Genomic DNA, 15,972 nt, shown 5'->3' on the forward strand with positions numbered 1-15,972 from the left:
CTTTTTAAATTATACTTTACCAAGCGTTAGTGATTTCAACACCTGGCGAGCAACTTCTTCAGCGCTATGAGCGGCTTTTTCTTTACTGCTCAAATCAAGTTCAAGATCAAGTTTATATTCTTTGTTAAGCAGCATATACGTCAATTTAACATGTGGTAATTTTCCACGAACAAAATTTTGCAATGATTCTTCTATCAAGCATTCTTTTACAAAAAACACTTTTTCTGGCAATTCAAGAATCTGACTTGCTCCTTCTCCCAATGCCTTAGTCACTTCTGCGCCAGCGGTCATTGTTCCTTTTGCCGTTTCCCGTGCTGCAATAGTGGATCCTTTGGCAATTTCTAGACCCGTTACTTCAAAGCCTAATTTTATTATTTCGGGAGAATTTTTGATACCCTCGATAACATTTCCAGAAAGACTATCTATTTTCTTTTTTCTTTCATTAATTTGTCGGTCAAAATCACGTATTTGGTTATTAAGAACATCAAGTTTGTCACGTTCTTTTGTAATTGTTTTGACCGCGCCTCCTACTTTACCGCGTAATTCAGAAGACACTTTATCCAATTCACGGAATACTTTTTCTTCCAAGAATTTAAAGATATCATTCTTCATGGTGCTTTTAAAATACACATCAGGATTTTTGATGCTACCGCGCGTATATATATGAGTAGCCGCTTCAAAGATTCCCCATAGCTTACCTTCTAAGAAGCAGTTATAACCATCTTTATCCAGTGTTATCTGCGTTTGTTCGCTCATGCCCAGAAACTCAACTACACCAGAAATAATAAAATGTTGATCGCTCATATTGAGCGCGCAACTGATAATGGCACCATCATCAGGTGTGCCAAATTTTTTATCACGGCCGGTTCCTGTGAGTTTAAATATCCCTCCAAGATTAATAGGAGATAGGTATCCTTCTATCAATAAGCCTGATTTGCTGACACTGATAACAAGATGTGCATCAACGCCCAATATTTTACATGCGCCTTTAATCGTGAAGCCTTGCAATATAACAATTTCCCCAATGCGTACGGGTTGCGGGGCAAGAGTAACCTCTATATCTTTAAATTCTATATCAACCAGTTGTTTAACCACGGGCGCATTCATAATAACGTTGAATTCTCGGGTAATATCATCAATTGTTTTATTTGCTGCTGTTGATTTTGTAACTGCATGGGCAACCGTCTTTATACTATTAGCAGCAAGCGTTTCACAGGTTTCTAAAACTTCTCGCATCGTTATTGTACCCTCAAGCTTGCCCTGCAGCGCGAAATCTTTAACATTTGTTGTATCAAACTTACCCGCAAGAGTTATCTTTTTAAGATTCGGAATTTTGCCAAGTTCTATAGTGCCTATCATACCTAAAGCAGACGGCAATCCGCTTGCGATAAGCAACTTATAATTCGCATTAACTTGTATAGCAAGATTACTGAGAGCAAGACCATTGATGCCAAAGACATTTTCCCATACGCCTTGCAGAGTAAATGCAACAATTGCTTCTTCAGTGCCCATATTAAATCGGCCAGTTAATGTTAGCGGCCCGTCTTGAGATGATGGTATAAAGGTAAAGGCAACTATAATCGCAACGCTTGGCGTACCACGTATTTCTACCCATGTTCCTGCTGATTTAAATGGCCCTTTGCCGCTCAGTTTAATAAGATCGGGTAATCCAACGCCAAATAGTACATTATCTGGGTTCCAACTTACAGTTCCATAGAGTGAAGCTGTTTCTAGTCCTGCTTCATATTCTTTAAGAAAGGGGAGCAGTTTTTTTAGATTAATTTCACCATAGACGGAAACGCCGGGGCGCAATTCTATTCCGGGTGTAATGCCAATACTTGGACGGCCGGATACGGTTGCACCAGCTCCTGCTCCAGGAATCATTTGTGTTGCAATGCTATAGTCGATATACCGGATGCTCGAAATATATGCATATGCTTTTTTTATTTCTAAAAAATCAAGTGTTTTTAATGTCGGAAAGCTATCAGAAAATTTCCAGACTTTAGGCAAACCGGCTTGCAATACAAGGCCACTATTACCCGGTTCTAGATTAATGAATAGTCGTACCATAAGCGGTATATTAAATATGGATCCTGAACCATCGACAAAAAAGTTAGCTATTCCAGCAGGGCTAATATAAAAACCAAGTTCGCTGTTATCAAGTGTGATGCTGTGTACAATTTTGCCCATAATAGCATCAACAGCATCCATAGAAATATCACCAAATGGTTTATAATCCGGTGTATCTAATCGCGCGGTAAAGAGCGCTCCACCAACTATTGATTGTGCTCCTATTGCAAATTTATTACGGAACACTTTTTCTATAATTTTCTCCCTCAGTTGTTTTTTCGCTACTTGTTCTTGAGGTGTTTCTTGACTACTTTTTGCTTGTAATTCTTGGGCGCGTTCAGCTTGTTGCAGCTCACTCTTTTTTGTTATAACTTTATCTGATGGCGCGGCAAATTTTTCTCCAAATTCCTGAAGTTGTGGTCCTCCCACCGCGGCCACGGGTTCTTCTTTAAACAGATATAAGTTTTTTTTAGCCTTATCCCAAACAAGCACATCTCCGCTCTGCGCTCGATGAGTAGGTACTTCAGGGTCCAGTTTGCCACCTCCAATAAGCTCGGCAGCGTATTTAGGGCTCACTTTACCTATGTAACCATTTTTTGCGGCATGTTCTTGTTCTTCAATGGGTGTCTTTGGAAGAGCTTTTTCTGGTGGAGCTTCTTCTTTTATCTTAACAGCAGCTTTTTGAGTTTTTTCTAACTCTTGCGGCTGCAACTCTCTTGCCAGCTTATTAAGCTCTTCTTGCAAATGCGCTTTTTCAGCCGCAGTGGTCGGTTGTCTTTTTGCCGCCTCTTGCTCCTGAAGTTTCTGCACATTCTTTAATCCCTGAGCTTGCTCTTCTTCCATCACAGGGATAGCCGGCGTTGATTTTTCCCGTATTGCTTTAGAGCCTTGCTGCGGTTCAGATTCTGCAGTATAGGGCCCATAGTTAGAGTGGTATGCTGTTTTGAATGCTTCCCCTAGCATATACGGTTCAAAAATTTCAGCGCCTGGCTTATAAAGAAATCTTCTTCCATGAGCTTCGATTAATATATTTCCCGCTTGTGTAATACTTTTTTTAATGACACTGTCGCTCACAGGACTTTTATAAGTTTCTGTGCTTTTGAGAATAGGACCTTCTTTGCCGGTTAATTCTTGCATAAGTAAGTTGCCCATTTTTTCACGATTCATTTTTATTTGGTTTTCAGCTTGTCGTCGTGCTTTTACTATTTTGGTTTCTAATAAATTTGCTAGCTGTTTGTCGGTGTATTTACCAGAATTAACCAGTTTTTCGGCAGCCGCTTTGAAATTGCTCTCTGTTATTTGTTCAATTGGGCCGTTGAAAAGTTTTTCAAATTCTGGAATAACAATAAGCTTCTGTAGTTCTTGGGGGCTATACCATGTAGTTACTTTTTCTGGGAGTATAATTTTTTTGCCAGTACTATCAACAATATAAGCCTCATTTTTGCTGGTTCTCAAGTAGCCATCTTCTTGTGTTGCTAAACGGGGTTTAACTTGAGCTGATAAACGAGGGGTAAGGTTTAAAAGTTGTTCTTTAGTAAAATTTTTAACATCTTCTGTAAAAAGAAATATACGGCCGCCTTGTCCAACCATGACATTTCCATCTACAGTTATTGATAATCCACCCGCGGTTACTTCTTTTATCTTTGGAAGCTGCACATTTTTATCTAGTCCAGACATTTCACCCAGATAAGCACCCTGAGCCTTGACCAAAATTGGGTCAAAAACATTCAATTCAAAAGATTCTTCTTCAGCCTGTGGACGTATAGGCTCTTTATCAACCTCTTTGCCTTGCTTCAGCAGTTTTTCTTTTAACACATTTAATTCATCGATGGTCTGTTTTTTTACAACCGCTTGTTGTGATGTTTTTGATTCTAATATTTCTGATATCTGTTGGTCGGTGTATTTATGAGAATCAACCAGTTTTTTGGTAACTTCTAGTAAATTTCTCGCCGTTAGTTGATCATCTCGGCCGCTCAAAAGTTCTTTAAATTCTGGGATAACGATAATATTTTGTAGCTGTTGTGGGTTATATAATGTAGTTACTTTTGCTGGCATCGTTATTTTATTACCGGCATTATCAACAACGTAAACTCTATTGTTGCTGGTTCTTAAATAACCGTTTTTATCAGGACGAGTAAAATATTTTTCTTTAACATTATTTACAAATGATTTGATCTGATCTGAATCGAATTTTTGTAGAGCTGCTTCATCTAAGTAATAGCCGGTTCTTAAATCAACAGCCATAACGTATCTCAGGCCAGTTTTTTTATTACGATACAACCAATCATTTAGTTTCTTCCAATCCTTATTTCCAGGTTGATATTTTTCAGCGTCTGATGGCAAAACAACATAATCTTCTAATGTGTTTCCAAGTACTTGTGAAGCTCGAGGTTTATTAGCTTCTTCTTGCTGAGTTGCTGGTTTTGATAGTTTTGTTTCTAATAGATCTGACAGCTGACTCTCAGTGTATTTACGAGCCTCAACCAGTTTTTTGGTGATTGCTAGTAAATTTTTTGCTGTTATTTGTTCAGCCGGACCGCTTAAAAGTTCTTTAAATTCTGGGATAGCAATAATATCTTGTAGTTGTTGCTGGCTATATAATGTAGTTATTTTTGCTGGGAGTATTATTTTTTTACCAGCATCATCAATAACATACACTCTGTTTTTAGAGGTTCTTAAATAGCCATCTTTATCCGGAGTAGTGTAAAATTCTTCTTCGAGTGATTGTTGTTTGAGTTCAGCCTTTTGAACAACGCCTGCTGGTTGTTGCAATATGTTGGATCCTGCTTTTTCATACAAACTTTCGGCAGTATATTTTTTATCACTAATTAATTTTTTTGCCGCTTCTCTTACATTAGTTTTGAATGTTTCTATATTTTTGAAGGGGCGGCTTAAAATCTCTTTAAATTCTGGGATAGTAATAATATTTTGTAATTCGTTTTGGTTAAATAATGTAGTTATTTGTGCTGGAAATACTATTTTTTTACCGGCATCATCAACAACGTAAACTCTATTTTCGCTTGTTCTTAAATAACCTTCTTTATCAGGAGTAGTATAAAATTTTTCTTCAAGCTTACCTGGCTGCATGACCTGTTGCCGTGCAGTTTCTTCAAATTTTTTTTGCGCATCTTTTTTTGCTTGGGCAGCAACACTACTCGGTTGAATCGTTGTAGCCGTTTGTGATTGAGTGGTTGCAAACAGTGCCGCTGTCATAATAAGCTTTTTATTCGTTGCAATGCCAGGAAGTGATAATCCTGAAATATCCATCGTTCCGCTGAGTTGTACATAGGCCGGCATGCTTATGGTTGCTTCAACGCTTTCTAGTGTCACGTCTTCGAGTCTTACATTTTTTAGTTTGCTTGATTGTGTAGCTGGAATAAGATCAGGAAGTTTGAGCAGTTTAACAACAGTTCCCTGCGGTATTTTATTTAAATTAAAATCAATGGTGTAAGTATAAAAAATAGCGCTTAACAATATAATAAGTATTTTTTTCATAAACTCTCCTGTAAATAAATCACATACAAAAGTTTAAAAAAATGACGTATTTAAACGCAAGATAAATAAAATTAATTTACAAGCTGCCAACCGTTAAAAAATTTGATAATGCAAAAGTAAGTCGTGTTCCTAAAATATTTTGTGTAATAGGACCAAGCGTAAAAGATCTGTACGGCGAAAGAAGATGGTCAAAAGAATTATTGTTATTAATAATGTTTTCTGCGCTGTACATGCCTAGTGCAGTGGCCCACGGCAAGCCGGCCGCTGCTGCTATATAATAAACAGAAGCCATTGTTGCATCACGACCAGCCACAGGAAATAAATCTTTACTAATGCCAATGAGCCCAGGCCATATATATTCAAAGGTAATATCTACACTGGCAAATTTTTCATTAAAATAGCGCGAAAGTTTGCGCATAACATAAGCGTTGTTATGCTTTTCATGTTGTGCATAGGTATATAATAAGCTAGCGCCACCAAGAAGCAGTCTGTTATCACTCGTCAGTCGATAATAGTGATAGACCATATCCGTATCCCATACCAAAAAATGCCGTTCAGGAAAAATTTTCTTAATCTGTTCTGGCGATAATGGTGCAGAAAGCGTAAGAAATGTTTGTGCATGATATATAAGATTTTTAAACGTTTCCAGCGATGCCGTAAAATGATCTGTGCATACAATAATATGTTCTGCTCGTACAGTTGCATACGGTGTCTTGACGATATGATCTTGAATATCAATAGTCGGCGTTTCTTCATATATATGAACGCCATTTTTTTGTAATACCTGCTTCATGCCATAACAATAACGATAGCCTTGTATGCTAAAGGTATCTGCATAGGTTACTGCACCCATATAACCATGAGAACCAATAACTGTATGTAACTGATCTTGAGTATACAAAGTACTTGCATACTGTAATTGTTGTCGTGCGTTATGTTCTGCAGTAAGTGCTGATACAAACGCACGCTGTGTATTTGCTACAACAAGTGTATCTTGCACCTGATAATCACAATCTAAATTATATTCTGTGATATTATTTTTAATCAGTGTGACTCCGGAAGTTATTAACTCCCATATTTTTTTTGCTTCAATTGCTCCATAAGAATCTATAAGACTGCGTAATGGTAGCTCTGAATCAGGCGTAATAAAACCAGAACTTTTTCCACTTGCGCCGGAGCCACAATAATTTTTTTCTAAAAGTGCGACCTTGAGGCCTTTTTTATGAAAACTTTGAGCCGCGGATAGCCCCGCCATTCCCCCACCTACAACAACCACGTCAGTCACAATATCTCTATCAAGTCGCTGAATGTTACGCTCATTGAGGTACCAAAAAACTTGATCTTGCGGTAAAGAAGACGACATTTTCATAGTATTACTTTCATAATGGATAAATAATTTTTTTCCCATGTACCTCAGCAAATGATGTCATCGTATGTGGTTTTGCTACCGTGAGGCTATAAATATCTTCAACTTCATAGTGACGTACCAATAAAGCATCGCCCAGTAATGATCGATGACAACGCCATGGTACCGCTTCAGCACACATAATGACAATCCTTTTTTTTTGTGCAAGCTCACTTAGCTTTTCAATAGCCTCTCCAAAATTTTCCGTTTGCATATAATCAGCAAATCAACGAAATGAACTATTATGCCACCCCATATTAATGGAATCTGCATGCGAATGGCGCAATCCCCCTAAAGTACTCATATGTACATATCCAATTTTATGGTTTCGCAAAGCTATCTTTAAATGCTCTTCATTAAATTGTGGGTTATGTCGTGATTTAGGAATAGTACGAACATCAATAACTTTTTGAATGCCAAATTTTTGCAAGATGCTTATAAAGTCAGGAAGTGTTCTTGTTGAGTGACCGATGGTAAATACAATAATTTTTTTAGCCAACGTTATATACCCGCTAAAAGAAAGTATTTATGTATGTAATACTATATGTCTTAAAAGAGTGATCGCCAAAAATATAAGTTTAAAATGTTCATTCTATTTTTTCTATTTTTTGCGTTGATAGAGGCCAATTAATTCGGCTTTTCCCAACACGTGTCCTTTAATCGCATCCAAAAGTTGTTCTTTAGTTGCCCCTTGGGCAAGATCGAGCTGTGTATCAAGTGCATATAAGGTAAAAAAATAACGGTGCGTGCCGCTTGGTGGACAGGGACCGCCATATTGTGGCGTAGAAAAGTCGGTAATACCTTGAGCAAAATTCCCTTTTTTAACACCTTCAGGAAGCGCGCGCATTTCTGCCGGTATATTAAAAACAACCCAGTGCACAAATGTTGTATGCGGCGCATCTGGATCATCAACAATCAGTGCAAAACTTTTTGTATTGTTGGGTACATTTTCCCATTGCAATGCGGGAGAAATATTTTTTCCGTCGCATGTATAGTGTGATGGGATTTCTTTGTTGTGACTAAAATTTGGGCTTGTTAGTAACATGTTTTTCTCTTGCGCGTGTAAAAATATAATAATAAAAAATACATATAATTTTAATATTTTTTTCATCGCTCTTGTACCTAACTGTTTACGCGCACGAGTGTTACTCATTATTATAAGCAACACTCGTGTGAAAAATAATATTCTTATTTTTTCTTGCGCAACATTGGCAAGCCCGTGCGTTCATTTTCTATCACTTCATATCCCGCTGGCAGTGCATCAAGAGCGTTGCTCGCTTGTTCACCCGCAAAATAAAAAATAACTTGTTTGCGATCACCAGCTAGTTTTACTTCTTTGGAATGAAGATAATACATTTTTCCACTTTTTTTAGATTTAACGCCATAAGCCATAAAAAACTCCGTGTTAATTAACCACTATAACTATCAATAACACATTAATTAATTAATAGAAAAAAATCTATAATTTTCTCTATCCGCGACCATATCTGTACCAACTATTTGCTGTTGTATTGTAATAATATGTAACCGATGCACCGTTAGCAGTTGACGAAAAGTTTGCTCCTGGATTTAATGTTGTTATAGGATTAACAATAGCTGCTCCGCCCGTACCAGCAGCATTATTGAGTGCTGTACTATTCGTAGATCCCTGCAAAATAGTAAAAAATTGTCCATCAGTTGGGCTTGGTGGGAACGTAACCGTAAACCCAGCACCGCCTACGTTGGCAGCATTTTTTAAAATCAATATAGAGGTGCCACTTGCTGTTGTTACAGAACCACCAACGGTTGGTACTACTGATTGCAGCGCTTGATTGCATAATAAATTGGTCAAAATCAATTTTAAAATTGTTGTAATAGCTGTTGGGCTAATATTCATCCCTTCAATGCCATTGGCATCAAGCGATAGGGTATTTGCAATTGCAGCCGAGAGCCCCGTGTTGGTACTGCCGGTAAATTTTAATGCCGGTGATGCTGCGCTCCCTGCAGGAAGTATCAGCGTACCCGTCATCGTGTCCCCAGCTTTGAGCACATTCAGCGATGCTGCACCGGTTACATTCCCTAGTAATGCTCCGGTAATAGTACCTGCCGAAAAATCTCCTGATGCATTTCGTAATACAATCGTGTTTGGCGTATTGGAACTTGAGATGCTCGCCAGACTTGCGTTGCTGATAGTCCCAGGAGTAATGTCACTATTCACAATCAGCGAGCTTGATAATACACCAAGAGCACTACTATGCACTACGCCGGCTGTGCCAGTAAAATTATCAACAGTAATATTCCCACTCGAATTAATATTTATAGCCTCTGTACTATTAACATCAAAAGAAAGTGTGTTCGGTACTGGCGCAGAAAGTCCCGTGTTGGTACTTCCAGAAAATTTTAATGTCGGTGATGCTGCAGTACCTGCAGGTAACGTCAAAGCGCCAGTCATGGTGTCTCCGGCTTTAAGCACATTAAGTGCCGCAGCGCCAGAAAAACTTGCGGTAATAGTGCCTGCAGCAAAATTGCCCGATGCATCACGGGCAACAATAGCATTTGCCGTATTGGCACTGGTTGCCGTTGTTGCAGAATTTGCAACTTTGCCGGCAGTAAAAATAGTTGCAAGCTTTATGTCATCAATAGCAGCTGAATTGCTCACGTCTGCGTTAATAATTAATGAGCTTGTTAAGTTGCCCGATACATCATTATGTACAACACCCGCAGGCGTTAAATCATTTATAGAAACGGTGCCGGCAGAAGATATTTTCATGCGTTCTAGTCCAGACGTACTCAAAGACAACGCACTACTATTTGCTGATAATCCTGTTGTCGTGCTACCGGTGAATATTAATGCAGGGGCTGCCGTTGTTCCTGCCGGTAACTGTAATGTGCCAGTCATAGAACCACCAGCTGTTGAAAGTTTGCTATCCAATTGTGCTTGGACCCCAGACGTTACGCCAGCCAAGAAATTCAATTCAGCTGCTGTCGTAGTGCTAGAAACAAGTTGACTACTGCCATCAGTTGCAACGGCTCTATTTGCAGTTAGGCCTCCAACAATAAGATTGCCATCGGTTTTTAATATTCCAGCAGCACTGCGATATACATTGGTATCTGCTGCAAATACAATTTGCGTATTTGCAGTGGGTAACTGTACTTTATTATTTACGCCATCAAGTTGCATAACCGTATATTCTGGAATAGCAATTTGACCAAAAACATCGCTATTTTGATAACTAAAAGAAAGCTCAGCGCTGGTCGCATTTTTATTGATATCCCAGCCGCGCAAAGCACCTGTAGTACCAACAGGAGATGCTGTATCAGACACCAAGCGCACGCCCGCAACTTTTGTTCTATCGGTTGTTATTGCCGTTACATCTGCACCACTATTAGATTGAACAAAAAGTGTCGATGGATTTTGTGCAGGATTTGTATAGCCCATGCCGCGAGTTGCATACAACGATGACTTGTAATTAAAACTTGGAACATTTGCTGTAGATATAGCGGCTTCTAACAAGTTAATATTTGTATCAGATAGCGGCCCGATATTGAGTACGTTCTGAGAATCAAGATCGAAAAATGCAAGGGTCACATTGGCGGAATTATTAATGGCAATTTTAGTACTCGAAGCAGAACTAGATGTGAATATTAACGATGATGTTCCCTGCTGTATAATATCATTTACGCAATTTGCAATGAAAAGGCTAGACGCGGATACTTGAGTTGAAGATGTGTCTCCAGGATTGCCTATAATCAGCCCGTTTCTATAACCATTGATCTCTGAACCAGTAAGTGTAACAACTGCTTGATTAGTTATTGTCACTGCTGTCGAATTAATAGCCGGCCCGCTATAGTTGAATATGCATCCAGCGATAACGGCTGATGTTCCTGCACCAGATGCTTGAATATTAATAAGAGTTGCTGCCGTATTAATTGGGGCAAAAGAACATGCTTCTAAGGTGAGTTGCGCGCCTGTTGCAGCTATAACAGCATTAGTATTGATACTTAAAAATGTTGATCGCATAGCGAGAAGCGCATTATTACTTACCGTAAAGCCAGTTGTACATTGCGTACACAAACCATCAGAAAATAATACCTGTGCGCCAGAACCGGTTACCGATACTCCTGTATTCGCTGGTGTTGTTGTCGGAGAGCCTTCTATCTTGCAACTGCTACATATTAATTCAACATTATTGACATCAAGAGCCGTTCCGTTACCAACAAAAAGGCACAGATCAAATATATTGGTATTACTTGTTCCTGCGCACGACACGCCCGTATTAAAATTAAAAATAATTACTGATGTAAAATTAGTGAGCGCGCCTGTACCGGCAAGAGAAATCGCACGCGCTGTTGATACGCCTCCTGACTGAAATGTCAGATTCAAAAATTGCACGCCAACTGTTGTAGAAATAAGATCATTGGATAATGTGTTTGGTTGTATAATTACCGTATCTGATGCATCACCCACAATTGCAATACCACCTGCGGTGATAGCTATCGGCCCAGCGCTATTGTCTTCTGTATACACACCGGAGCTCATAAGAATAGCAACAGGATTAGCAGTTGATGCAAGCGTATTTGCAACACTTACTGCTTTTGCAAGACTTGCATACGGGCTTGAAAAAGTACCGTTACCCGTGACATCATTACCCGCTTTTGTTACGTAAATAGTTCTGCTCGTTGCAGGAACAACGCTACCACCAAGAGTGAACCACTCCAATTGTGTTGGTGTTATTGCATTTGCTTGTAATACTTGTCGCGCGGTAGGCGTTGCAGCGGGCAATGACAATGTATAACTCGAAGTCACCGATGCCGGACCATTAAGCCCGACATAATTGACGCCGGCAAGATCTTGCAAACGCACGGCATTTGCATTAGCCATCGTGAGATTGCCGGTCATAGTATCACCGGCTTTGAGCACATTGAGTGATGCTGCGCCAACTAATGCTGCAGTAATAGTCCCTGCAGAAAAATTACCAGATCCATCACGCGCAACAATGGTACCTGCCACATTAGCACCTGTTGCGTCAGTTGCTAGCGTAACATCGTCAGTATTATTAGTGATGACCATATGTGGGCCGGCTGCGAGTGTTTTGAAGTTAAGCGTATTGCCTGTTTTATCGCGGAAAATTTGTCCAGCGCCGGTGCCAACGTTTGCGCCCGTGGTTTGAGTAGCAAGAGAAAATTGTGTAAATGCTATAGGATCCGTGTCAATCACCGCCAGCGGCGTACTACACAGCCAACTTGATCCGCCATTATTTGTTCCTGATGTAATTAAGACATATGCTCGACCAGCTAACGTACCTGTTGCAAAATCTGCAGGCCGTGTCCATGCACCGGCTTGAGCAAGCCAGAGGCCGTTTTGTGTAGTAGTGCTTTGCCCGACAAGTAATACACGGTTATTAGCTGCTAATGGAACACTATCAATCGTATATAATCCCGTTATAGGAGTGTCTGTGGTGCTGACAACCAGAGCCGGTGTTTTGACAACAAAACCCAATCCTGCCACCAAATCAACATATGCTTTTGTTGCAGCATCAGTCGGATTACTTACTGTTCCATCAAGCGTGATCATATTTGTAGCAAAATTACCTGCAAGATCACGTACCACAATATTGCCTGGAGTATCTGTGCTGGAAATTGTCGCCAGACTTGCATTACTAATAGTTCCAGGAGTAATGTCACTATTAACAATCAGCGAGCTGGTTAATACACCGAGTGCGCTATTATGTACTACGCCTGCCGTACCCGTAAAATTATTAACCGTTATATTCCCACTTGATGCAATATTAAGTGCTTCAGTGCCATTAACATCAAAAGAAAGTGCATCTACTGTTGGAGATGAAAGCCCTGTGTTGATGCTGCCAGAAAATTTTAATGCAGGCGATGCTGCAGTGCCTGCTGGCAACGTCAACGCGCCCGTCATGGTGTCCCCAGATTTGAGCACATTAAGTGATGCCGCACCAACAAGCGTTGCCGTTATAGTGCCCGCAGAAAAATTATTAGATCCATCACGTTCAACAATAGTATTTGCACCAAGGCCACTCGTTGCTGTTGTTGCAGAATTTGCAACTTTGCCGGAACTTGAAATAGTGGCAAGCTTGCCATCTACTATTGCAGCAGAATTACTGACATCTGCATTAACAATCAGAGAGCTCGATAAATCACCCGATACATCATTATGCACAACACCAGCAGGTGTCAGATTGTTAATAGATACTGTTCCGCCGGAAGATATTTTCATGCGTTCTAGTCCAGATGTGCTCAAAGACAAATTGCCCAAACTTGCAGAAAGACCAGTTGTTGTGCTACCGGTAAATACTAATGCCGGGGCTGCTGTTGTCCCTGCGGGTAATTGCAACGTGCCGGTCATGGTGTCACCAGCTTTTGCAACTTTGCCATTAAGCTGCGTTTGTATATCAGATGTTGTGCCCACCAAAAAGTCTAATTCCGCCGCTGTTGTAGAGCTAGAAACTAATTGGCTGCTGCCGTTGGTTGCAACGGCTCTGTTTGCTGTTAACCCGCCAACAATCAGATTGCCATCGGTTTTGAGTGTATTTGCAGCGCCGCGATATAAATTGGTATCAGCGTCTAATACAATTTTTGTATTTACATTAGGCAATTGCACTTGGTTATTTTCTCCATCCAACTGCAAAATGGTGTACAGTGGCGTAACACCAAGAGCAAAAATATCACTATTTTGGTAATCAAATGCGAGCTCTGCCGTTGTTCCAATTTTATTAATATCCCATCCGCGCAGCGCAGTTGTCCCACCAACAGGAGATGCTGTGTCAGACACCAAGCGAATGCCTGCAACTTTTGTTCTGTCCGTTGTTATTGCTGTTACATGCACATCATTATTGGCTATTGCAGATAACGTTGATGCATTTGCGGAAGGATTTTCAAAACCAATCGACTGTGTTGAATAAATTGATGGGAAGTACACAAACTCAGGATTATTTGTTGTCCCAATAGCGGCTTGTATTAACTGGGTACGTACATTACTGAGTGACCCAATATTTAAACTGTTATTGTCATCCAAATCAAAAAAAGCTAAATCTACATTAGTCGAATTGGCGATGCTTATTTTGCTACTTGTAGCAGTGCCAGAAGTAAACACCAGCGTTGAGCTACCCTGTTGAATAATATCATTGGTACAATCTACAATAGAAAGACTTGAAGCACTTAATTGTGTTGATAATGTATCGCCAGGATCACCAATAACAAGTGCATTTTGATAACCATTAATCTCTGAGCCGATCACCCTAAAAACTGCTTGATTGGTCACTTTTATTGCTGTTGAATTGATTGCTGGACCAACATAATTAAATATGCATCCAGCAGCAATAGCCAATGTACCTACACCAGATGCTTGAATACTAGTAATAGTCCCCGCTGAGTTAACCGGCGCAAATGAGCATGCTTGTATATTAAGTTGCGCTCCCGTTGCAACCACTATAGCATCTGTATTAGTCGAAAAAGCTGTTGCTTTTCCAGCAAAATTCGCAGAATTATTTATATTAAACCCAGTAGTACACTGTACGCATAAACCATCGGCAAAGAGTACTTGAGCGCTAGCTCCGGTTGCCATTACTCCCGTATTTGCCGGTGTAGTGGTTGGGGAACCTTCTATTTTGCAGCTGCTGCATGCAACTTGTACATTATTAATATTAAGCGCCGTCCCATTTCCAATAAAAATGCACAGATCAAATGTATTGATATTATTTGTTCCCGCACATAATACACCTGTATTAAAATTCAAAAACGTTACTGATGTAAAATTACTTGTATTATTAGTGCCAGCAAGATCAACTGCCGCCGCTGTTGATACGCCACCTGACTCAAACGTCAAAGTAGAAAACTGCACGCCTTCTATTGCAGAAATAAGATCATTGGATAATGTATTTGGTTGTATGATAACACCACTTGGTGAAGCACCAATCACCGAAATGCCATTGGCAGTAATAGCGATTGGGCCAGCGCTATTATTTTCTATATAGACGCCAGAGCTGATAAGAATAGCAACAGGGTCAGAGCTTGTTGCAAGGCCGTTTGCAACGTCAACAGCCTTATCAAGACTTGCGTATGGTGTTGCGTACGATCCATCACCTGTTACATCATTGCCAAATTTTGCAACATAAATAGATCTACTATTGACTGGTAGAACGCTCGAACCTTGAGTTACCCACTCTAAATTGGTAGGTGTTATTGAATTTGTACGTAATAATTGATGACCTATCGGCGTTGCTGATGGGAATGATAAGGTATAACTGGATGCAACAGATGCTGGTCCATTAAGCCCAACATAATTTACCGCAGCACCATCTTGTAAGCGAATGGCATTTTGCGTAGCCATGGTAAGATTGCCGGTCATGGTATCACCAGACTTGAGCACATTCAGTGATGATGAACCAACTACGTTTGCATTAACCGTAGTTGCTGTTAAAGAATTTATTCCCGCAATATTATTACTATTATCAAGCGTAACGTTAGATTGTTTTATATCATCTACGCCACTTAATAAATCTGTCCTCACGCGTGCATTGTCTGTGGTAAAATTTAATGCGGTTGAGACATTCCCGCCGCCTGCAGGCGTTGCATATACCAAATTGCCAGCGCCATCACTTGCAAGAAAAGTATTAACAGCACCAACAATGCTTGGCCACGCAACGGTGTTACCATTTTTTGTAATGCCATTAAGCGTAACATTGCCGAAATTATCGATAAGTACCGAAGAATTTTCTAGCAGCGTGCCTGAAGTATCGCCAAAGCGAGGCACTGCATTAAGTGTTGATGGTGACGGGCCCGTTACCGTACCGCCGCCAACAATACTAGAGGCAATAATTTTGCCATGAACAAACAAATCACCAACAATCGATGCATTACCAAGAACCAAAAGATCTTGTGCTCGCAATCCAGTCAGCACCGTAACATGCTGAAATGTTTTGTCTTTTGGTGTTCCACACGTTGTCCATGTTGATAAAGAAAAAATTGTTAACGTTGCCAATCTCAGGTAATTCATT

The 15,972-nt window shown here is 40.0% G+C and carries 5 protein-coding genes and 1 pseudogene; all 6 read right to left on the bottom strand.

Features of this window, described 5'->3' with window-relative positions; all coding sequences use genetic code 11:
* Nucleotides 1–9 precede the first annotated feature (9 nt).
* The gene (locus tag WC707_05965; protein MFA6066699.1) at nucleotides 10–5,565 is read right to left on the bottom strand and encodes a cell envelope integrity protein TolA; all 5,556 of its coding nucleotides are present in this window, start codon (nucleotides 5,563–5,565) and stop codon (nucleotides 10–12) included.
* A gap of 76 nt (nucleotides 5,566–5,641) precedes the next feature.
* On the bottom strand, nucleotides 5,642–6,934 hold the full coding sequence (locus WC707_05970; GenBank protein ID MFA6066700.1) for an FAD-binding oxidoreductase: 1,293 nt from the start codon (nucleotides 6,932–6,934) through the stop codon (nucleotides 5,642–5,644).
* Between the two features lie 10 nt (nucleotides 6,935–6,944).
* A pseudogene (locus WC707_05975) lies at nucleotides 6,945–7,469 on the bottom strand (DUF488 domain-containing protein).
* A 102-nt stretch (nucleotides 7,470–7,571) separates the two neighbouring features.
* Nucleotides 7,572–8,015 (bottom strand): YbhB/YbcL family Raf kinase inhibitor-like protein, encoded by a 444-nt coding sequence (locus tag WC707_05980; protein ID MFA6066701.1) that lies wholly within the window; start codon nucleotides 8,013–8,015, stop codon nucleotides 7,572–7,574.
* Nucleotides 8,016–8,158: 143 nt separating this feature from the next.
* Nucleotides 8,159–8,362 carry a hypothetical protein gene (locus tag WC707_05985; GenBank protein MFA6066702.1) on the bottom strand — a complete coding sequence of 68 codons (204 nt, stop codon included), beginning with the start codon at nucleotides 8,360–8,362 and terminating at the stop codon, nucleotides 8,159–8,161.
* Between the two features lie 79 nt (nucleotides 8,363–8,441).
* Nucleotides 8,442–15,971 carry a hypothetical protein gene (locus WC707_05990; protein MFA6066703.1) on the bottom strand — a complete coding sequence of 2,510 codons (7,530 nt, stop codon included), beginning with the start codon at nucleotides 15,969–15,971 and terminating at the stop codon, nucleotides 8,442–8,444.
* Nucleotide 15,972: the final 1 nt, after the last annotated feature.

The organism is Candidatus Babeliaceae bacterium (assembly GCA_041660765.1).
Classification (GTDB): Bacteria; Babelota; Babeliae; order Babelales; family Babelaceae; genus JBAZVR01.

What these genes read in the sequence shown, in the direction of transcription:
- WC707_05965 (MFA6066699.1), bottom strand. Translation starts at nt 5,565, where the DNA reads ATGAAAAAAATACTTATTATATTGTTAAGCGCTATTTTTTATACTTAC.
- WC707_05985 (MFA6066702.1), bottom strand. Translation starts at nt 8,362, where the DNA reads ATGGCTTATGGCGTTAAATCTAAAAAAAGTGGAAAAATGTATTATCTT.
- WC707_05970 (MFA6066700.1), bottom strand. Translation starts at nt 6,934, where the DNA reads ATGAAAATGTCGTCTTCTTTACCGCAAGATCAAGTTTTTTGGTACCTC.
- WC707_05980 (MFA6066701.1), bottom strand. Translation starts at nt 8,015, where the DNA reads ATGTTACTAACAAGCCCAAATTTTAGTCACAACAAAGAAATCCCATCA.
- WC707_05990 (MFA6066703.1), bottom strand. Translation starts at nt 15,971, where the DNA reads ATGAATTACCTGAGATTGGCAACGTTAACAATTTTTTCTTTATCAACA.